The sequence below is a fragment of the Paenibacillus sp. J5C2022 genome (genome assembly GCF_025567625.1).
Lineage (GTDB): Bacteria > Bacillota > Bacilli > Paenibacillales > Paenibacillaceae > Pristimantibacillus.
In genome coordinates, this window is sequence record NZ_JAOQJC010000032.1 from 16,466 (window position 1) to 36,432 (window position 19,967).

14 protein-coding genes are annotated in these 19,967 nt (G+C 50.8%); all 14 read left to right on the forward strand.

Features of this window, described 5'->3' with window-relative positions; translation table 11 throughout:
* Window positions 1-3 precede the first annotated feature (3 nt).
* Complete coding sequence (locus M6D81_RS22120; protein WP_410795778.1) at window positions 4-927, forward strand: ABC transporter permease; 924 nt, start codon at window positions 4-6, stop codon at window positions 925-927.
* Window positions 928-935: 8 nt separating this feature from the next.
* Window positions 936-1,814, forward strand: a complete 879-nt coding sequence (locus M6D81_RS22125; protein ID WP_262679235.1) for a carbohydrate ABC transporter permease — start codon at window positions 936-938, stop codon at window positions 1,812-1,814.
* A gap of 73 nt (window positions 1,815-1,887) precedes the next feature.
* Window positions 1,888-3,522: an extracellular solute-binding protein gene (locus M6D81_RS22130; protein ID WP_262679237.1), complete on the forward strand. Its 1,635-nt coding sequence runs from the start codon at window positions 1,888-1,890 to the stop codon at window positions 3,520-3,522.
* Window positions 3,523-3,535: 13 nt separating this feature from the next.
* A complete protein-coding gene (locus tag M6D81_RS22135) occupies window positions 3,536-3,988 on the forward strand; it encodes a NanQ anomerase/TabA/YiaL family protein (protein WP_262679239.1) in 453 nt (150 codons plus the stop codon).
* Between the two features lie 21 nt (window positions 3,989-4,009).
* On the forward strand, window positions 4,010-4,834 hold the full coding sequence (locus tag M6D81_RS22140; RefSeq protein ID WP_262679240.1) for an HpcH/HpaI aldolase family protein: 825 nt from the start codon (window positions 4,010-4,012) through the stop codon (window positions 4,832-4,834).
* Between the two features lie 30 nt (window positions 4,835-4,864).
* Entirely contained in the window at window positions 4,865-5,848 is a 984-nt protein-coding gene (locus M6D81_RS22145) for a 2-hydroxyacid dehydrogenase (RefSeq protein WP_262679299.1), read from the forward strand.
* 103 nt (window positions 5,849-5,951) lie between these two features.
* Window positions 5,952-6,470 (forward strand): hypothetical protein, encoded by a 519-nt coding sequence (locus tag M6D81_RS22150; RefSeq protein WP_262679241.1) that lies wholly within the window; start codon window positions 5,952-5,954, stop codon window positions 6,468-6,470.
* 307 nt (window positions 6,471-6,777) lie between these two features.
* A complete protein-coding gene (locus M6D81_RS22155) occupies window positions 6,778-11,883 on the forward strand; it encodes an S-layer homology domain-containing protein (RefSeq protein WP_262679242.1) in 5,106 nt (1,701 codons plus the stop codon).
* A gap of 243 nt (window positions 11,884-12,126) precedes the next feature.
* Window positions 12,127-13,896 (forward strand): sensor histidine kinase, encoded by a 1,770-nt coding sequence (locus M6D81_RS22160; protein ID WP_262679243.1) that lies wholly within the window; start codon window positions 12,127-12,129, stop codon window positions 13,894-13,896.
* Window positions 13,871-14,911, forward strand: a complete 1,041-nt coding sequence (locus tag M6D81_RS22165) for a response regulator (RefSeq protein WP_262679244.1) — start codon at window positions 13,871-13,873, stop codon at window positions 14,909-14,911. Before M6D81_RS22160 ends, M6D81_RS22165 begins: the two co-directional genes overlap by 26 nt.
* A gap of 211 nt (window positions 14,912-15,122) precedes the next feature.
* Complete coding sequence (locus M6D81_RS22170; RefSeq protein ID WP_262679246.1) at window positions 15,123-16,052, forward strand: ABC transporter permease; 930 nt, start codon at window positions 15,123-15,125, stop codon at window positions 16,050-16,052.
* Window positions 16,053-16,065: 13 nt separating this feature from the next.
* On the forward strand, window positions 16,066-16,947 hold the full coding sequence (locus tag M6D81_RS22175; protein ID WP_262679247.1) for a carbohydrate ABC transporter permease: 882 nt from the start codon (window positions 16,066-16,068) through the stop codon (window positions 16,945-16,947).
* A 59-nt stretch (window positions 16,948-17,006) separates the two neighbouring features.
* Window positions 17,007-18,713 carry an extracellular solute-binding protein gene (locus M6D81_RS22180; RefSeq protein ID WP_262679249.1) on the forward strand — a complete coding sequence of 569 codons (1,707 nt, stop codon included), beginning with the start codon at window positions 17,007-17,009 and terminating at the stop codon, window positions 18,711-18,713.
* A 64-nt stretch (window positions 18,714-18,777) separates the two neighbouring features.
* A complete protein-coding gene (locus tag M6D81_RS22185) occupies window positions 18,778-19,740 on the forward strand; it encodes a DUF1861 family protein (protein WP_262679250.1) in 963 nt (320 codons plus the stop codon).
* Window positions 19,741-19,967 lie beyond the last annotated feature (227 nt).

The following is a 19,967-nucleotide window of genomic DNA, read 5'->3' on the forward strand; positions in this document are numbered from 1 at the left end:
GGCATGAGTGAGCGGAAAGGCAGACGGAATCACATATGGAACCAAATAAAGAGCAGCGGATATTTATATTTGATTTTTCTGTTGCCGCTTGTGTACTTTCTTATTTTCAAGTACGGGCCGATGTTCGGAATTCTGATCGCCTTTAAGGATTATAACGTTTTTGCAGGTGTATCAAACAGCGAGTGGGTAGGCTTGAAGCATTTTGAACAATTTACTTTCGAACCGTATTTTTGGAAGCTAGTCCGAAACACTGTACTTTTAAACGTTTATATGCTGATCTTTTATTTTCCGGCGCCAATTATACTTGCTTTACTGCTGAATGAAATTCGTATCATAGCTTTTAAGCGAGTGGTGCAAAGCATCAGCTATTTGCCCCATTTTTTATCTACAGTTGTTATAGCGGGCATGCTCGTCAATTTCCTGGCTACGGATGGATTAATTAATCAAATAATTGCCTCTCTGGGCTTCAATAAAATCCAGTTTCTCATGATGCCGGAATGGTTCCGAACGATTTATGTTTCATCTGAAGTTTGGCAGAAGATTGGCTGGGGATCGATCATCTATTTGGCAGCGTTAAGCAGCGTTGATCCTCATTTGTACGAAGCGGCAAAAATGGACGGCGCGAACCGGATCAAGCAGGCCATACATGTTACACTCCCTGGTATATCTTCCGTTATTATGATTCTTTTTTTGCTAACGCTGGGCGACTTAATTTCGATCGGGTTTGAAAAAATATTGCTGCTTTATACCGGCCCGACATATGAAACAGCGGATGTGATCTCCACCTTTGTGTACAGGCGCGGTTTGCTTGGTGCCGATTTCAGCTATGGAGCAGCCGTCGGTCTATTCCAATCCGTAATCTCGTTCTTATTGATTGTAGGTGCAAACTATATAGCTAGAAGGCTAAATGCAACCAGTTTATGGTAGGGGAGGAGATGAATTTAGTGCGTATAAACGCGGGGAAGATATTTGACGCTGCGAATATTTTATTCATGGTTGTTTTGAGTATGACTATACTGTACCCGATTTACCATATGTTCATCGTATCGGTTAGTGATGGTCATGCTGTGCTTAGAGGTGATATCAAGTTATGGCCGGTGTCTCCGTCATGGGATACGTATAAGGCAGTTTTAAAGGATCCAGATATACTGGGTTCGTATAAAAATACGTTCCTGTATACGACTGTAGGTACGTTGATTAATGTGACCCTGACTGCCTTCTGCGCATATCCGCTTGCTCGCAAAAAATTTTTTGGGCGATCCTTTTTTGCTATGCTGGTCATATTTACGATGTTTTTCGAAGGTGGAATCATCCCCAATTATATTGTGATTGACGGTTTGGGCCTTATTAATACGATGTGGGCGATAGTATTGCCTCCTGCGATTCATGTGTTCTATATGATTATTATGCGCACCTTCTTCCAGCAGATTCCAGAAGATATTTATGAATCCGCCTACATTGACGGCGCAAATGATTTACGCATCTTTTTTCGTATGATTTTACCTTTATCAGTGCCAGTGATTGCGACGATTACTTTGTTTTATTTAGTCTGGCATTGGAATAGCTTCTTCCCTGCGCTGATGTATCTGAATGAGAAGAGCAACTATCCGATGCAGCTCATTATGAGGAACATCGTGATTGCGGGGAATGTAGCCGCGCAAGAATCAGCTGCTGCTTCGATGAATGCTATGATTACCGGACAAAACATCAAATATGCCGTTATTATTGTGACTATTGCACCAATATTGGTCGTGTACCCGTTCATTCAAAAATATTTCGTCAAGGGTATGATGGTAGGATCCTTGAAAGGCTGATTACAACTGTATTTGTACGTGGAACCAAAAGTAATGGAAATGGGAAGTTTTAATTCATTTGGGAGGGATTCATATGTTGAAAATGAAAAAACATGTGTTAGGACTTACGTGCATGCTGCTTAGTTTTACTCTCTTGTTTGGAGCTTGTAGTGGTAGTAACAATAAGTCGCCGTCTTCAGAGAAAAACACCCCTGCGAGCGGGCAGCATTCATCGCAGCCATCTGCCACAGAAGGCAAGAAACCTTTGCCGGCGAATCCTTTGAAGTTAAGCTGGATGCTGGAGGACAATCCCAATCAACCTATTCTTTCGAACACTCCGGTAACACGGGAAATACTAAGCCGGATGAATGTGCAATTACAACTGGAGTCGGTGCCAACAAGCAACTATGTAGAGCGAAAGAATGCGTTGATTGCTACTAATAATATACCCGACATGCTCACAGTCGATTTAAATGATATTCAGATGTTTGCCCGAACGGGGATTTTTCTGAACATATCTGATTACTTGCATCTGGCTCCCAATTTCCAAAAAGCAATCGAAGATAGAGAAGAAATGAAGAAAATGTTGGTCGATGGGAAATTGTACGCTTTCCCAACCTTGGAGTATTATCGTGTGGCTGTAGCCCCGCAACCTCTTATGCGTGTGGATTTGCTGAAGGAGTTGAATCTCGAGGAGCCCCGCACATTTGATGAGCTTTTTGATGTACTACTAGCATTTAAAGAAGCGTATCCGGAAAGTATCCCATTTGTCGGAAGTCGCAGAGGGACGTTGTACATGCTTGGTCAACTGGCATATCCTATGGGAGCCGGCGGCTTTCAAGGCTTTTCAACAAGCGGTATGTATTTCGAGCCGAGAGAAGGCAGGTACGTTTTTGGACCGACAAGCGAAAATTATAAAGACGTCGTTGCTTACTTGAACAAATTGTACAGTCATAAGTTGCTTGATCCCGACTATTCAGTCAATACGCAGCAAATGGCTGTTGAGAAATTGTCTTCCGGTCGTTCCTTCTTTACTTATGACAACAACACGCATGCGGTAAGATTATTCAACCCGGCAATAGCCGAAATTGATCCTAAAGCCAAATTCGATATTATTGGTCCATTGCAAAATCAGTATGGGGAAACGAGAAGCTTGCGATATGAACAGGATTGGCTTGGCACTAGCACTGCTATCAGTTCCAAGGTGAAAGACCCTGAAGCAGCCGTTCGTTTTATGGATTGGATGTATTCGGAAGAGGGTATGCTGGTCACCAATTTCGGAATTGAAGGCGAAACTTATGAAATGAGAGATGGGAAGCCTTATATTCTTCAGAGTATTCTCGATGATCATAAGGACCAGCAAGATGTATTTTCAGCTACACAGAGTACATTGGGAGTAGGCTATCTTACATTTGCAAAGTATGTTCACGAAGGCACGTTGGCAGACATTTCCGAAGACCTGCTTATAGACATGTCGGAACGTATTGACCGTCTTACCGAAGAAGGCACGATTCAATTTATGGGCAATAATCCTCCGTTTACCGAGGAGGAATCTGAAGCGCTCAGGAGATTAGAAATTCAAGTTACGACTATATTCGAGCAAGGCGTGGACCGATTCATCATGGGTACGCGGCCGATGAGTGAATGGGGCGCGTTCCGCCAGCAGATGCTTGATGCAGGAGTCGCTGAGATTGAAAAAATATATAATGATGCGTTGTCGCGTCTTTAGGAGATACAAAGAAATGATCATTGATCAACTTGAAAATGCGGCTATCTATGCAGAAATGCATGCAAAGATTGGGGCTGCACTGAACTATTTGCAGCGTTATCCTTTGATCGACCGGGAGCCCGGCAGATATGAAATCGAAGGCAGCGACATGTTCTTACTGCTGCAGCAGTACGAGACACGCGAAGTGAAAGACAGCTTTTGGGAAGCTCATCAAAATTATATTGACGTGCAGTATATGCTGCAAGGAAGTGAAAGCATGGGATTTGCCCATGTGAACCGATTAAAAGTAAAGGAGCCATACTGTCCGATTAAAGATTTTGTCGTACTGGAGGGCGAAGGGGATACCATGACCGTACATGAAGGAAGCTTCGCAATATTTTATCCCCAGGACGCGCACATGCCCTGTCTGTCTTGCGGAAAACCCGAGATCATTAAGAAGGCCGTAATCAAAGTGCCTGTAATCTGATTTTAGTCCTTGGAGGTATGTATGAACAGTAAACAGTTGATGAATGAACTGAAAAATGGCGGCCGCGTGTACGGGACATTGATCGTATCGACTTCCCCGAGGTGGCCTCAAGAAGTGAGCAAGCTTGATATTGATTTTGTTTTTCTTGATGCCGAACATATGGCGTTGGATCGCGGTTTGTTGTCCTGGATGTGTCAAACATACAAGGCGCTCGAATTGGCGCCGATCGTGCGTATTCCTTCGCCGGATCCCTATCAGGCGAGTATGGCGCTTGACGGCGGTGCTTCCGGGATTATCGCGCCATACATCGAAACGCCTGAGCAGGTCAAGGCACTCCGGGCAGCCGTTAAACTCCGGCCGTTAAAAGGCCAGTTCGCTAGACGGCGCGCCGAGTTGCAAGGTCAACCGTCCGATTCGGCGGAAGCGGAGTTGAATGAATATATTCAGGAGTATAATGAGTCCAATCTGCTCATTGTGAATATCGAAAGCGTTCCCGCGCTAGAAGCGCTTGATGACATTCTTGCCGTGGATCAGCTGGATGCGGTTCTTATCGGTCCGCATGATTTGTCCTGCAGTCTGGGAGTGCCGGAACAGTATCGTCATCCCATCTTCGTGGAAGCAGTCGAAACGATTATTAGCAAGGCGAGGGCGGCAGGTGTTGCTGCGGGAATCCACTATTTCTTTGGAATTGACCAGGAAATTCAATGGGCGAAGGCGGGTTTGAATTTGCTTGTTCATGCTTCGGATATGACCGCTTTTATGGCGCGCATGTCTGACGAGATTGCGGAGATTAAAAAGGCGTTGGGCGATCCGATTCGTGAATTGCATAACCGTATAAATATTTGATTCAAAAGGATTATGGAAGGTATGGTAAAAATGAAACCAAAAGTGTACGTTACAAGACAAATTCCGGATGAAGTGTTAGCCATTATTCGGCAGACCTGTGAGGTGCGTGTATGGTCAGAGAGCGATGTGCCGGTGCCGCGGGATGTTTTGGAACGAGAGATTACCGATGTTGAAGGGTTGTATTGTTTACTGACTGATCGGGTCGATGAGGCTCTTCTGGAGCGGGCTCCCCGATTAAAGATAGTCAGTAATATGGCAGCAGGATACAACAATATTGATGTAGAAGCGGCGACACGACGTGGTATCATGGTCACCAATACACCTGATGTACTGACAGAAACAACAGCAGACCTTACATTCGCGCTATTGATGGCTACAGCACGGCGGCTGCTTGAGGCTTCTGAATACTTGCATAGAGGAGATTGGCAGACTTGGTCTCCTATGTTGCTGACGGGTCAAGATGTGTTTGGCTCTACCCTCGGTATAATCGGAATGGGGCGCATCGGCGAAGCGTTGGTTAGGCGTGCCAAAGGCTTTAACATGAATGTGCTGTATTACAACCGCACACGAAAGGCAGAGACGGAAGAAGCTTACGGTATTCGATACACCGATATGAACGAGCTGCTTCGTATGTCAGACTTCGTCTGTGTGCTGACACCTTATTCTCCACAGACACATAATTTGATTGGTCCGGCAGAGTTGCGTCGGATGAAACCGACAGCTGTGCTTATCAATACCGCCCGTGGTGGTATTGTCAATGAGGATGCCTTGTATGAGGCGCTGCGAGACGGTACTATCTGGGCCGCCGGCCTGGACGTGTTCGAACGTGAGCCGGTTGTCCCTGACCATCCGTTGTTGACTTTGCCCAACTTGGTCAGCTTGCCTCATATCGGCAGCGCTAGTGTTGCAACGCGTATCAAGATGGCGAGCTTGGCCGCTAATCATTTAATCGATGCGATCGGCGGTCATCGTCCGGCGCATCTGGTGAATCCGATCGTATGGGAAATAAACTGATTTTAAGTTATTCGTGAATACATACAGTAAAGATGATAGAATCAGAGTATAAACGGATTATCATTTCATATGAAACGGCATTTGGCAACGAGGTGAATGGAATATGGCGGTCAACACGAAAAAAGAGCTGGAGCGCGAGGCAGTTGATCTGTTTATTAGCTTGTACAACGAAACGGCGGATAATCGCCTAAGATTGCTTTATCAGCAGGAAAAGCCGGACGCTGTGCTGATGGATAGTCGCGGGAACAAGTTAGGGCTGGAAATTACACACTTGTTCTATAGCGAACAGGAAGCTCGTCAATTGTTTCTGCGAGAGCATCGCTCCATGATTTGCATTGAATCGATTGATCATTTGATTGAATCGCTAAATCAATTAATACTGCGAAAAGAAGCCAAGAGCGCCGGCTACAGCTCCGACTATCCACTGGCTTTGCTTATTCGGAACCTGTCGCCCAACTTCGGCTGGAGCGATTTCAATCAGGCTTGGGACAAAATTGCAGTCCCTTCGGCAGCCTTTACGGAGATCTGGCTGCTGACAAGGGATGAGCCCGCAACGGAACAATGGTATCTCAAATCATTGCGCTCCAGGTTAACAGGAACTCGTTCTATTATGGGGTCATGATAGGAAATAAAAACAAGCTTGAAACGATTCCGTTTAAAGCTTGTTTTTATTTTGCGGCAGAGCACTGAAGCGTCGAAAAGGGGCGCACGGGAAGTTTAATCTAACTGTATTTCATGTCATAAGCAGCCTCCAACTCCGAATGAAGTGCGAGGGCTGGAGTTTTAAAGTGCGAGGGTTGGAGGCTTTGACGGCGCTCACAAGAGAAAACGACCGCCATATCCTGACAAATTGACATGTAACCCCACGTCCTATAGTGGCTTTATACTATGGGGAGGCAATGAATGAATGGTGGGGAGGTTATGGAAATATGAGAAAAGCGATGAAGCAAGTAACGGCTGCGCTTGTTGCGGGGACGGTGTTTGGCTGTTTGCTATACGTCAGCCCGGCGGGGGCCGTGAATTCGTCTGCAGGAGGCGCGGAAGCCGAAGCGAACCCGGCTGCCGTCAAATCCATACGCAAAGTCGATCGAATGGCCGATTGGGCGAGTTCATATCGCTATATGGATTTTGACGGGATGGCGCAGCGTTATGACGAGTTATTATTTGCTTTTGCCGCCAATCCTGCATATGTGCCTGTCGATCAGACGGCATCGTATATGCCGATCGGCTATTGGGACGATACCAATCACAACGGGTATGGTCGAATGTTCGGATTCCCGTCGTACATAGGCCATGTCAACGGCTCGGGGGAAGGCACGATGACGCCGGGAGCGCAGGAGGCGATCTCGACGCTGGCGCCTCTGCTGTCTGGCATGCTGGCGGGCATCGATAAGACGAATCAGTACGGCTACAATTTGGCGGAAATGGCGAACGGCTTTCACAATGCCGTAAATGGCGAAGAGATGGTGTTGAACCGCACGAATACGTCCACCGGCCAAAGCTTCTGGTACGAGCTATACCCGCAGTTGCTTCACATTCAAATTTATGAGACGGCAAAGCGGAAATTCGGACGAGAACTTCCTTCGATGCGCAATATTATTGTGCAGGGAGCGGAAAAATGGCTGGAGGCATTGCCGAACTTCAAAGATAGCAGCGGGAAGCTGTCATTTGACTTCACCTCCTACAACATGAAAACAGATGAGCCGGTCCGCAATGAAGGGTGGATAGAACCGCCCGGCGGGGCACTTGCTTATATTTTTTATTCGGCTTACGAGACGACAGGCGAGCAGAAGTATCTGGATGCAATGGCGTTGGTCATGGATGAGCTGAATGCAAGCGCTATCAACCCCAATTATGAGGTCACCCAGGATTACAGCCCGCTGATGGCGGCCGTGATGAACTTCAGATTTGGCCAAAAGTATAATGTCGACAAAATGATCAATTGGCTCTTCGACGCGGACAGCGATGTCCGTACCGGCTGGGGCGTCATGGAGGGCGAGTGGGGCGGCTATCAAGCTGACGGGCTTGTTGGCGCGGAACGGGACGGCGGTGGATATGGTTTTCTGATGAACACCTATCATCTGGGTTCGGTGCTTGCGCCGCTTGCCAAATATGATCCCCGTTATTCCGACGCTGTCGGCAAATGGTTCCTGAGCGCCTCCAACAGCGTGCGGCTAATGTATCCGAACGAAGTGCCGGCTACCAATCAGTCGCATGGAGGTGCGTTCCAGCATGACCCGGACGGCGTTATTGGCTATGAGGGTGTCCGGCGTTCGGAAAATGGCGTTGCGCCGTACGCTACAGGCGATCCGGTCAGTCATGGCTGGGGACAGACCAACTATGGCATTTACGGTTCGTCGCTGATTGGCGTTTTTGCCGCAATTATCGATCCGACAAGCGTGGAGCGCATTCTGCGTCTCGATCTGAATGCAACAGATTATTATCGCGAGGCGGGCAGCTTCCCGCAATATTTGTATTACAACCCGTATCCGGAGGCCAGACATGTGACAGTTGAACTGGACGGTCCCTCCAAGCTGTTCGACGTCATTGCCAAAACTACAATTGTCGCCAATGCAACGGGTAACTACAACCTGACGATTCCGTCGCAATCATCGCGCAATGTGATTGTGCTGCCTGCCGAGGCGGATATTCGTCATGTCGGAACCAACTGGATGGTCGGCGCGCGGACCATCGCCAAAGACGCGATCGGGGTTAACATCCTGTCACCGTCTGTACAACGCAAGAACATATCGGCGGATACGGTCGAGCTGACGCTGGAGCTGACGGGCAGCGACAACGCCTCGATGGAAATTGCCGCTGGCGATACATTGCTGTACTCGGGTCCGTTCATGGCTGATTATTCACTGGAGACGGCTCGGCTGACCAACGGGATCGTCGATATTGCGGTAACGGTGAACGACGCGAACGGGTTAAGCGATACGGCGAATATTAAGCTGGAGATCAGTCGTCCCGATGAGGCCAACATCATCTATGAGGCTTCAGCCGCGGATGCGCTGCTGTATACGCCGGTAGCGGTGATGCCGGCAACGGTATCGGATAGCGGCGAGGGTTACACGCTTATTACGGAAACCAATGAGGACGGCGACTGGGGAGCGGTGCAATCCGATTCAATTGAAGTTGATTTCTCCCGCCGACCGTTTCTGGAACTGGAGGCGGTCTGGCCCGACCTGTATTATACGGTTCAGATCAAATTCGAAGATGAGCAATGGGGCAAATATGTGCTGTCGAATGGGGGAGATGCCGGCAAAAAGCTGATCGATCTGAAAAATGCGCTGGCTTCGTTCGGCGACCGGGATCGAACGGGCAAGGTGCCGCTGCGCATCTATCTGATGGCGAACGGCAAGGAAGGAGCGTCCTTTGGAATGAAGTCGCTTAAGCTGTTCTACGACGATCCGCCGGCTGTGGCTGCAGATGTTACCTTTGAAGCTTCTGATATCGTTAATTTTGTATCCGGCGAATCACCAGGTACGGCAACGCTTATCGGCAAAAAAGGCATTATGGAAAACAGGACCGACAACGAGGGTTACGGAGGTGTTCAATCTGATGCATTTACGCTCGATTTTGCGAGAAATCCGTCTCTACTTATCGATATTGCGGAGGTCGGCGAAGGAAACACCTATACGCTCAAGCTGCTGTGGGGTGGTACATCCTATTATGTATACGCGAACCGGGTGGCCACCGGCATGCAAACGATCAATCTGGCTCAGGGAATATTGGACTATCAGAGCCAGGCGCCGAACGGCTCCGGCGAAGCAAGGCTGGAGTTGTGGGCGACCGACAAGAAAGGCGCGTACTTCATAGTTAATTCGCTAGAGGTTATATATGAGGATGAAACAACGGCTTATGCGGCGGATAAAGCAACGATCGAGACGTTCGAATCTTCCTCGGCACCGGGGCGGATCGGTTACATTAACGCAGCGGCGCGCGTGACGGAGAATCATCCTGACGGCGATTATGGCACGGTTCGGTCGGCTCCGTTCCTGCTGGATTTCGACAAGCCGATCCGGCTTGCGATCGATGTGGCGCAGGCAACAGCCCGATGGACGTTGCAATTGAAGTTTGAAGGCGACGAACATCCGAAATACCTGGTGGCAGATTATACAACAACAGGAATTGTGGAGGTGGATGTAGCGTACATGCTGCGTCAATACGACGCATTGTTCGACAAGACGGGGTTGCAGCGGGCGACGTTGTACGTGATGGCGAATGGAGCGGAAGGTGCTTCCGTTGATGTAAGAAGCATCGCTATCCGGCATGGTCAGCCGGAACACTATGCCATTGCGCTTGACAAGAAGCTGATCGAATTGACGACAGGAGAGTCGGCGGAAGCGACAGCTCGGCTTGTGGGAGGCGATGTCAACGCCGCCGTGATCTGGAGCTCCTCTGATGATAATGTGGCGTCGGTCGACAGCAGCGGAAGCATCACAGCAATAGGCAGCGGTACGGCGGCAATCAGGGCCGAACGCAGCGACCGTCCGAGTGTGGAAGCGAGTCTGACGCTTGTCGTTCTTCCGGCACGGGCCGAGACCATAACGGCTGAAGCTCCGCAGTCGGTGTTAGCCGTCGGCAGCCGGGTGACGCTGAAGCCAATCGTATCGCCGTCTAATGCCGTCAACCGCCAATGGATCTTCCGCTCCTCGAATTCGTCGGTAGCTCAAGTTGATCCGGAAGGCACCGTTACTGTGACTGGTGCGGGCACAACGGTTATTGACATCCGTACAGAGGATCATTACGCGAGCGCAAGCGTTGAGGTGACCGGGTATACGCCCGGCAATACGGGAGTTGGCGGAAGCGGTAGCGGTACGGATAGCGGCAGAGACGAGTCCGCTGCGTACGATGGCGAGCGGAGAGAAGGGCTCTTCATGGCGAAGCTTCGTTCGTACGGCGTGGCACGGGCTGTGCAAGCTGCGGGAGAGCAAGGCGGCATAGCTCGAATTGCGGTGAGCATGGATAAGGCGGATATGGCCGCTGCGGAAGGCTTCTCGGTTGCGATTCCGGAGGAAGTATGGAAGGGGGATGCATGGACAGAGACGGGAGTCCGGCATCTGTTGCTCGGAAGTCCGCTGGGTGATATCCAATTAAGTATTGAAGCGGTGCTGGATCTTTACCGCGATCGCTCGGGTACGCTGCAGTTGACACTGCGGAAAGCGGATACTGCGCAACTGGCGGAAGCCGTGCGCGAAGTCGCGGGCGGACGCCAGATATATGCGTTCATTGCGACGTTGGATGGAGAAGAACTGCCGTCGGCTGCAGGCGTCCATCTTGCGCTTGTCACCTTGCCGGTTGCAGGTGCCGCTGCGGTTGTGGACGAACTGTCGGCTGCCGGCGTTGAACGGGCCAATCTGTGGTCGGATCGTACGGCCGGAGGCGTTAGCTTCATGGTCGGCGGAACCGTCTATGTTGTTCTGGCGAATCAGTCGAATCATTATGTTGACACGAATTCGCATTGGGCGGCGGAGAGCATTGCTCTGGCAACGACCAGAGGCTTGATGCAGGGAATCGGCGGCGGGCGCTTTGCGCCGGAGCAGGGCATGACCCGGGCGATGGCGGTTCACATGTTGGCCAATTTGGAACAAACAGTGAACTCAGGCTCGGTCGGAGGCGTGCCATTTACGGATACGAATGATGAGGAGTGGTATGCAGCGGCCGCAGGCTGGGCTTATGAAGCGGGAGTTATCGTCGGAACGGGGAACGGGAAGTTTGAGCCATATCGGTTGGTGACACGCGAGGAGATGGCTGTCATGCTGCTGCGCTACGCGCAATACACCGGGCTTGCGCTGCAGGAGGCGGCTGAATGGCCTGAGAACGAGAAGGCAGATGAATTCGTCGATGCGGCGGACATTCAGCCATGGGCGGAAGAGGCGGTTCGGCTGTTGCATAGCGCCGGTATCCACCGCGGCAAGGAGGGCAACCGCTTTGCACCCGGGGACAATTTGACGCGTGCCCAGGCAGCCGCGTTGATGCAGGAATGGATTGGCTATACGATTCGAACCTGGAGGGGAGCAGGGTGGTGAAGGCATAATGGATCTCGCTCATCGCAACTGAGAGTGTAAACCAAGTGAGGGATAGAATCTGATTGCCGGAGTCGAATCTGGATTAAAGCGAGGGGTCGTCCTCCAAGTCATGTACGACTTTGGGGACAGCCTCTTTATTGCAGTTGCGGCGTACATGATGAGGGTTGAAAAATAACGTATCGCATTTTCATCCGTCGCTTTACAATAAAAGGAGGCGAGAATGCCACGAAAGGAAGAGTCCGCATGAATGTCAGACATCTGCTGCATTGGCTGTGGCCGGACACGCTGAAGGGCAGACTTAGCATATTGCTTATTTTTGTGACGATTACGCCAATTGTGTTGATCGGATTCACTTCTTATTTCTGGTTTTATCAGATTCAGATGGAGAAAATCAATGCCAGCTATGAGACGGTGCTGCGCGGCGAGCGGGATGCGCTGGAGAAGGCGTTCGACAATTTTGCGAGCGTCTCCCAGCTGTTGGCGGCCGACGGAGGCTTGGGCGATGACATCGCGCTGTATATACAAAGCGAAGATCCTTTCGAGAAGACGAAGTACTTCCGCTCGATCGACCGTTCGCTTACGAACATCATCTATTCCAACCCGGCGATTCATGCGATTTTCATCTACTTCGAAGAGCATTATAAGGCGATCCAGTTCGAGAATGCTCCGTTGAAGCATCGCTTCATGAGCGCAACAATAGATGATATGCCGTTCGTGCCGTTGTTCCGGGCCAATCAGTTGACCTACAACAGCCCTCACCCGACGGTGCGGGACAATTCCGACAAGACGGTGCTGTCATTGCTGCGGCCGATTCCCTACGGCAACGGACAAATATATTATGTCTATCTGGAGACGGAATGGATGCATCATGTCCCGCTTGGGGGGGAAGACGGAGGAACGGCCGGCGTATACCATTCGCTGATCGGGAGCGATGGGTTGATCCGGTACAGCAATCTGCCGATTGAGCTGCGCGAAGGGGCAAGCCTGGATGACGAACGCGTCGCGCTAAGCGCCTTCAAGTCATTCGCCATAGCCGGCAAGAATGGATGGAAGCTGGTGTCGCACGTGAAACTGAGCGTATATGAGAAGGAAGTTCAGCAATGGCGTATTCTGTACGTCATCATGTCCTGTTTATCGCTCGTGCTGACCGTTGGCGCTGTGTCGTATATTTGGAGGATGGTGTACCGTCCGCTGCAGACGATGAACAAGGCGATGAACCGCTTCAGCCACGATGGCAATCACCTGCAGAAGCTGCATACTCGGTTGACAGAATTTGAAGTGATCTATTCCAGCTTCAGAGATATGAGCCGCAGAATTGTAGAATTGATCACCGAGGTGGAGCAGAAGGAGAAGCGCAAGGGCGAACTGGAGGTTGAAAAACTCATTGCCCAGATTAATCCGCATTTTCTTCACAATACGCTGAATACGATTCAATGGCTGGCTCTGGAGAAGGGGCAACGCGAAATTTACGATCTGGTGAAAGTGTTCACACGAGTGCTGCAATATAATTTGGGCAAAAGAAGCATGATTGTAACCATCCGCGAGGAACTTGCCGCATTAAACGACTATATCGAGCTGCAAAATATTCGTTACGATCACCGCTTCAAGGTGGATTCCAGCGTGGATTCGGATATTGCCGAAGTGCCGATACCAAGATTTGTGCTGCAGCCTATTGTGGAGAATGCGCTTTACCATGGTGTAAGCGGAGATCAAGACCGCGTGGTCGTTCATTTGAAGCGGAGCCCCGGGCGTTATATCCAGATTACGGTAGCCGACAGCGGGCAAGGCATGAATCCGGACACCGTGGCCGCATTGCTCAGGGGAGAAGAAGGCAAGTCGACCGGTATTGGCATTGGGCTGAATTATGTGCAGAAAATGCTGGATGTTCATTACGGCGATCTGGCCTCTATGAGCATTGACAGCCGAATTGGAGAAGGAACGACCGTCACCATCGTAATTCCGGATAGCGTAAAGGGGGAGGGAGAACATGATCAGGGTGTTGCTCGTGGATGATGAGCCATTGGTGCGCAGAGGCATTCGCAGTATTATGCCGTTGGCCGAATATGGCATGGAATGGGCCGGGGAGGCGTCCACGGTCGAAGAAGCGTTGAAAGCGTTGGACGCCGGAGGCATCGATTTGGTGCTGACCGACATTTCGATGCCGGGAATGGATGGGCTCACTTTTATCCGAAAACTGCAGTCGGATCATCCATCCGTCCGTTCCGTTGTCATTACTTGTCATCAGGATTTTGATTATTTGCAGCAAGCGCTGCGACTTGGAGCCGTCGATTACATGGTCAAAACACAGTTAGATGATGATTCCGTGCATGATCTGCTGAAGCGAATCTCCCGCCATGTCGAGCGGTACTCCGAGACGGAGCAGGCCGAAGCTGATCCCGGCATCCGTAAACGGCTGGCGGAGCGTTGGGCCTCGCTGCACTGGGTGGCGCGCGAGGAATTGTACGAGGCCTTGTCGGCGGATACACTGCGAGTGTTCAACGCTGCCCTCTGGAAGGAAACGTTGACGTATTGCATAGCCGGGGAGTGGCGACGGTTCTGCCCGCAGCTGGCCCCGGAGATTGCACATGCATCCGCGCAACTGGAGCCGTTGCAATCCGTGCCGGAGCTGCTGGAATGGGTGGAGCGGTTTCGGGACGCAGCTATGCACAGATTGTGCCGCACGATGTATTCGGAGCAGGTGATTGCATCGATCATGCAGGGGCTCGACCTGTTGCACGGGACTGACGGCGGCAGATGGAGCCAAGCCGACATTTGCAAGCAGGTGGGGATGAGCGTCAGTTATTTCAGCAAATGCTTCAAAGAAATTGTCGGCGTTTCTTTCGTGTACTATGTGCAGGAGATGAATTTGCACTACGCGCAGCGGCTGCTGGAGACGACCAATCTGCCAATCTACGAGGTGGCGGACAAATCGGGGTTTAGCGATGAGAAGTATTTCGGGAAAATATTTCGCACAAAGCTGGGTTGCGCACCAAGCGAATACAGGCTGCAAAGCCGCTGCGAGCAATGAACGGCAGCATACCGGATGTTTAGCACGTTATTTTATGTGCTGAATCTCCGGTTTTTTTGTTGCGTGAGCGAGGCGCAATAAATTTATCCACCCAATGCGACAAAAGGGGATGTAACGACTGATGGCGGCGTGAAGCTACAATAAGGGTACAGAACTGGAAGCGGAACTGAGTGGCGGAGGACAACTACAAAGAAATTGAGGTGGAAGGGGCATGAGCAGAAAAATAAAATCCGCCGGTGTGCGAGATCTGGTCTATAACCGTTATCTGTATGCGCTTGCTGTGCCGGCTGTACTGTTCAGCATCATATTTGCCTATTTGCCGATGATTGGCGTATCGATAGCGTTTATGGATTTCAACCCGATCAAAGGCATATTCGGCAGTGAATGGATTGGGTTTGACAATTTCCGCTTTTTTTTCCGAGGCCAGGCCTGGGTGCAAATTACTTTAAATACGGTGCTGTACAACATCTCCTTTATCGTGACGGGTACACTCATGTCGCTGACACTGGCTATTATGCTGACGGAGCTGGGGCGCAACTGGCTGGTGCGGGTCATGCAGTCGATCATGATCTTGCCCAACTTTATCTCTTGGCCGATTATCGGATTGTTTACGGTTGCTTTTTTCACCGCGGATACGGGGGTGATCAACAGCCTGCTTAACAGGCTTGGCTGGGAGACGATTGCCTTTTATACCGATCCCGAGGTGTGGCCGCCGATTCTTGTGCTGATGAATTTGTGGAAAACGGCTGGCTTTGGAGCCATCGTGTACATGGCGGCCATCGTGGGCATTGATAAAGAGCTGTACGAGGCGGCCAGAATTGACGGTGCTTCGCGCTTGTCATGCATCTTCCGCATTACGCTGCCTCTGTTGCGGAGTACCGTAGTCCTTCTGTTTCTGCTCAGTATGGGCAATATTTTTGGAGGCAATCTGGACATGATCTATTCGCTGGTAGGTGACAATACCTTTCTGTTCCGAACGACAGATACGATCGATACGTATGTGTTCCGCGCATTGCGCACTTCCGGCTCGATGGGCATGACGCAGGCAATAGCGCTGTATCAGTCGGTGGTCGGCTTCGTACTGGTCGTAGTGGCGAACAAGATCGCTTCGCGGATTGACAAGGATTCTGCATTGTTCTAGGAGGGAAGGCAACATGAAAAATTCCAGGCAAGACCGAATAATGTCCATCTTGTTCTATCTGTTCACCGCCGGCTTCGCTGCCCTATGTCTGTATCCGTTCTGGTTGGTGTTGTCAAGCTCTGCCACGGCGGAAACGGCGCTGCTGCGCGACGGTTACCGCCTGTTCCCGGAACATTATTCGTTGGCGGCCTACAAGGCCATTTTTTCGTCGGACACGATCCCCGACGCCTATCTGGTTACGATATTTATCACGTTGGCTGGAACGGCGCTCAGCTTGCTTGTTACCAGCATGGCGGCATATGCGCTTTCCGGGCGCAGATTGCATTTCGCGCCGCATATCTCGCTGTTTTTCTATTTTACAATGCTGTTCAGTGGAGGTATGGTATCAAGCTATATTTTGATTACTAAGTATCTCCATCTGGGCAATTCGATCTGGGTGTATATTTTACCGGCTTTGCTATCGCCGTGGAATATGTTCCTGATGCGCAACTTCTTCAACGATATTCCGAAGGAGCTGTTCGAATCGGCCAAGCTGGAAGGCGCAGGCGAAGCGGTTATCTTGCGTTTAATCGTGCTACCGCTGTCGCTGCCGGCACTTGCGACAATCGGTTTGTTCTACGCGCTTGGCTACTGGTCGAGCTGGATGCCGGCGATGTTGTATATCGATGATACCAAGTTGTTTTCACTGCAATACATCATTATGCAAATTATTCGCAACGTCGATATGGCGCAAAATATTGCGGTGGCCGGCGCGCAGTCGACGGCCGCGATCGCTCCCGCTTACACGGTGCGGCTGGCGACGGCCATTGTGACGATCGGGCCGATCATTTTCCTGTATCCGTTCTTGCAGCGTTTTTTTGTAGGCGGACTGAAGGTTGGCGCCATTAAGGGCTGAATCCGGCGATTGCGCCGGTTGGCATACAGCATTACGATATGATACGGGAGGGTTCGTACATGAAAAATCGGAGAAAGCAAGGGTTGATTATGCTGCTGGCGATGTGTCTGTTCGCAACGATGCTGGCGGCATGCAGCGGCAACGACAATAACGGCAACAACGGCCAGGGGGCGGGGACGACGGTAACGCCGACTGCTGGCGAAGAGCAAGGCTCCAAAACGCCTGAAGCGGCTACTCTGAACATTATGTTATGGGGCGACAAGCCGAAGCAATTCGACGAAGTTGTCGCCGAATTCGAGCGGAGAACAAAGGATACGCTGAACCTGAAACTGAACTTTACGTTCACGCCTCAAGCCGATTACGTCAACAAGCTGAAGCTGAAGCTGTCGGCGGGTGAGCAGGTCGACATCGCGTTTGACGCGCCATGGATGAACATGAACACCTTTATTGCGCAAGACAACTATACGAATCTGGATGAATACTTCAACAACGATCAATATCCGGGTCTGAAGAAGGCGTTTGGCGAGGGATTCCTCGATAACAACCGGTTTGTCGGAGCGGATGGCAAGCTCCATGTGTACGGCGTGCCGCTGGGACAATATTTGGGCGATCTCGGAGTGATCTATTACCGTAAGGATTTATCCGAGAAATACGGCATAGGCGAGTTGTCTACCTATGAGGAGTTGCTGGAGTTCTTCGGCAAGGTTACCGAAAACGATGCTGGCATGATTCCGTTCGTGATCAAAAACGACGGGCATTACGGCGCGGTTACTGCGATCGAAGTCAATAAACCGATGCATGCGAAATATGAGAAGGGAATATGGCCGATCCAGCTTGGACCTAACGTGGAGGGCACCGTTCTGATTCAGGACAACAAGGTTGTAGCCGCCAACATTAAAGGCGAGAAGCTGGAAGCGATCGAATCGTACCCTGAACCGTTCAACAAGCCGGACCACAGCGTACTCGAGACGGTCCGCGAATGGCATGACAAGGGGTATATCGAGAAAGAGCCGATCGTGCGCAAAGACGCAAGCGGCACATTCGCAGCGGGAAGAGCGGCGGCAATGATGGAAGGCTTGTCTAATCTCGACAATATTAAAGCACAACTAACGGCAGGCGTGCCTTCGGCTGAAATGGGCGTATTCTTGGTATCCAAGGCAGCCCGCGAGAACGTGCAGCCGAATCCGGCGTACATCTCCGATTTCCGCGTCTGGAATTTCCTGGCGATCCCGAAAACCTCGGTGAATGCCGATCGGGCGATGGCATTTATTAACTGGTTGTTCGAAAGTCAGGAAAATCACGATCTGTTCGAAATAGGCATTGAGGGCACGCATTGGGAAGCGATTGGCGAAGACAAATTCAAGTACCCGGATGGTGTCGATATGAGCCAAAACTATGTTTTCCCCGGCTATATGCTGACATGGAATCCCAATTATATCCGCCTGTCGGAGAACGTGCCGGACAATCTGGTTGATGCGTTCCGCTATCTGGCCGACGAAAAAACGTATGTCCGATCTGCGCTTGCTGGATTTGCCTTTAATCAAGATCCGGTCAAAAACGAACTGGCCAACCCCGACTTTGGCACAATTGCATCCGATGAGCTGGCTTACAAGCTAGGCATGGTTGTCAACCCGGAAGAGGGCTTGACCAGCCTCCAGCAGAAGTGGGAAGCGAACAGCAGGCTGCAAGCGGATATTGCCAAAATCAAGGAGGAGCTGATTCGTCAAACGCAGGAATTCCTGGATCAGCAGGCGGCGCAGCAATAAGCGGAAAAACACATGACTATAGCTTGCAGGCTTAGCTCCTGCGTGGACGGAGGTTTAGTTCTTTATGCTTCAAATTCACCATCACCCGCAAACATGCGAACAACTGCTGGAGGCATACCGGGTTAACAAAGAGCCGGCGACCGGAGTGAAGCTTCGGTTCGAAGGCGTGGACGGCAGAGATGTTTACAACATTACCGCTGCTTTCCCTGATTCCGGCGCTTCAGTGCTGGCGGGCCGCGTCGAAGCGCGCGATACGGAATTTAGCTGCGTCAAGTTTTTCCGTCAGAAGGACGGCCGTTGGCAGGTCGATGAAGCGTTGCCGGAGTTAGATTGGCAAGATCCCTTCTATACCTTTATCGGCGAGGAGCTGATTCTTGGCGGTGTGTGCGTCATCGAGGACGCGGACAATCCGGGTCAAATCGTATCCTGGGAAACGGTATTTTATCGCGGAGCGAATATTGCCGTGTTGCAGCCGTTGCTGGTTGGACCCAGTCATATGAAGGACATACGGCTAGTGCAACTGGCGGACGGCGCAATCGGCGTGTTTACCCGTCCGCAAGGAAAGAAGGGCGGCAGAGGGAAAATCGGGTTTTTCAAAGCGGCTTCTCTCGAAGCCATTACGCAGGAGGCGATTGCCGGAGCACCGTTGCTCGAAGGCATGTTCATGGACGAGGAGTGGGGCGGGGCCAACGAGGCACATCTGCTGGCGAACGGGCTGATTGGTGTGCTTGGCCATATCGCCTGGTTCGACGAAGCCGGCAATCGCCATTATTACGCCATGACGTTTGCCCTCAATCCGGATACGCTGGCACGTACAACGCTCAAGCTTGTTGCTGAACGCGCCGACTTTCCGGATGGACCAGCCAAACGCAGCGACTTGCAAGATGTCATTTTTAGCGGCGGTCTGATTCGCCAAGGAAACGGCAAGGCCGAATTGTATGTAGGCGCCAGCGACGCCGAAGCATATGTCATTTCCATACCCGATCCGCTGTTGGAATATGAGGGGATGCATTCGGAATTGGAATAGAGTTAGCGGGAAGATGGCCTCGAATGGGCTGTCTTCCTTTCTTTCTTTCTTTCTTTTCAGCCTACATCCGTGTTAAGAAGACTGCAGTTTTTCCCTATTACGGCGCAACATTTCTTGTTTCCTGGACATTTCCAAAAATTAATGAGGGCATCATCCAGGTTTTGACTGGCAGAAAGGACAGCCTGTGCAGAAAATGAGTTATGTTGAGTGAATTTGCTCTCCATGTT

Coding starts and splice junctions, on each gene's coding strand:
- M6D81_RS22130 (WP_262679237.1), top strand. CDS start 1,888: ATGTTGAAAATGAAAAAACATGTGTTAGGACTTACGTGCATGCTGCTT.
- M6D81_RS22140 (WP_262679240.1), top strand. CDS start 4,010: ATGAACAGTAAACAGTTGATGAATGAACTGAAAAATGGCGGCCGCGTG.
- M6D81_RS22155 (WP_262679242.1), top strand. CDS start 6,778: ATGAGAAAAGCGATGAAGCAAGTAACGGCTGCGCTTGTTGCGGGGACG.
- M6D81_RS22175 (WP_262679247.1), top strand. CDS start 16,066: ATGAAAAATTCCAGGCAAGACCGAATAATGTCCATCTTGTTCTATCTG.
- M6D81_RS22180 (WP_262679249.1), top strand. CDS start 17,007: ATGAAAAATCGGAGAAAGCAAGGGTTGATTATGCTGCTGGCGATGTGT.
- M6D81_RS22185 (WP_262679250.1), top strand. CDS start 18,778: ATGCTTCAAATTCACCATCACCCGCAAACATGCGAACAACTGCTGGAG.
- M6D81_RS22160 (WP_262679243.1), top strand. CDS start 12,127: ATGAATGTCAGACATCTGCTGCATTGGCTGTGGCCGGACACGCTGAAG.
- M6D81_RS22120 (WP_410795778.1), top strand. CDS start 4: ATGAGTGAGCGGAAAGGCAGACGGAATCACATATGGAACCAAATAAAG.
- M6D81_RS22170 (WP_262679246.1), top strand. CDS start 15,123: ATGAGCAGAAAAATAAAATCCGCCGGTGTGCGAGATCTGGTCTATAAC.
- M6D81_RS22150 (WP_262679241.1), top strand. CDS start 5,952: ATGGCGGTCAACACGAAAAAAGAGCTGGAGCGCGAGGCAGTTGATCTG.
- M6D81_RS22135 (WP_262679239.1), top strand. CDS start 3,536: ATGATCATTGATCAACTTGAAAATGCGGCTATCTATGCAGAAATGCAT.
- M6D81_RS22145 (WP_262679299.1), top strand. CDS start 4,865: ATGAAACCAAAAGTGTACGTTACAAGACAAATTCCGGATGAAGTGTTA.
- M6D81_RS22125 (WP_262679235.1), top strand. CDS start 936: ATGAATTTAGTGCGTATAAACGCGGGGAAGATATTTGACGCTGCGAAT.
- M6D81_RS22165 (WP_262679244.1), top strand. CDS start 13,871: ATGATCAGGGTGTTGCTCGTGGATGATGAGCCATTGGTGCGCAGAGGC.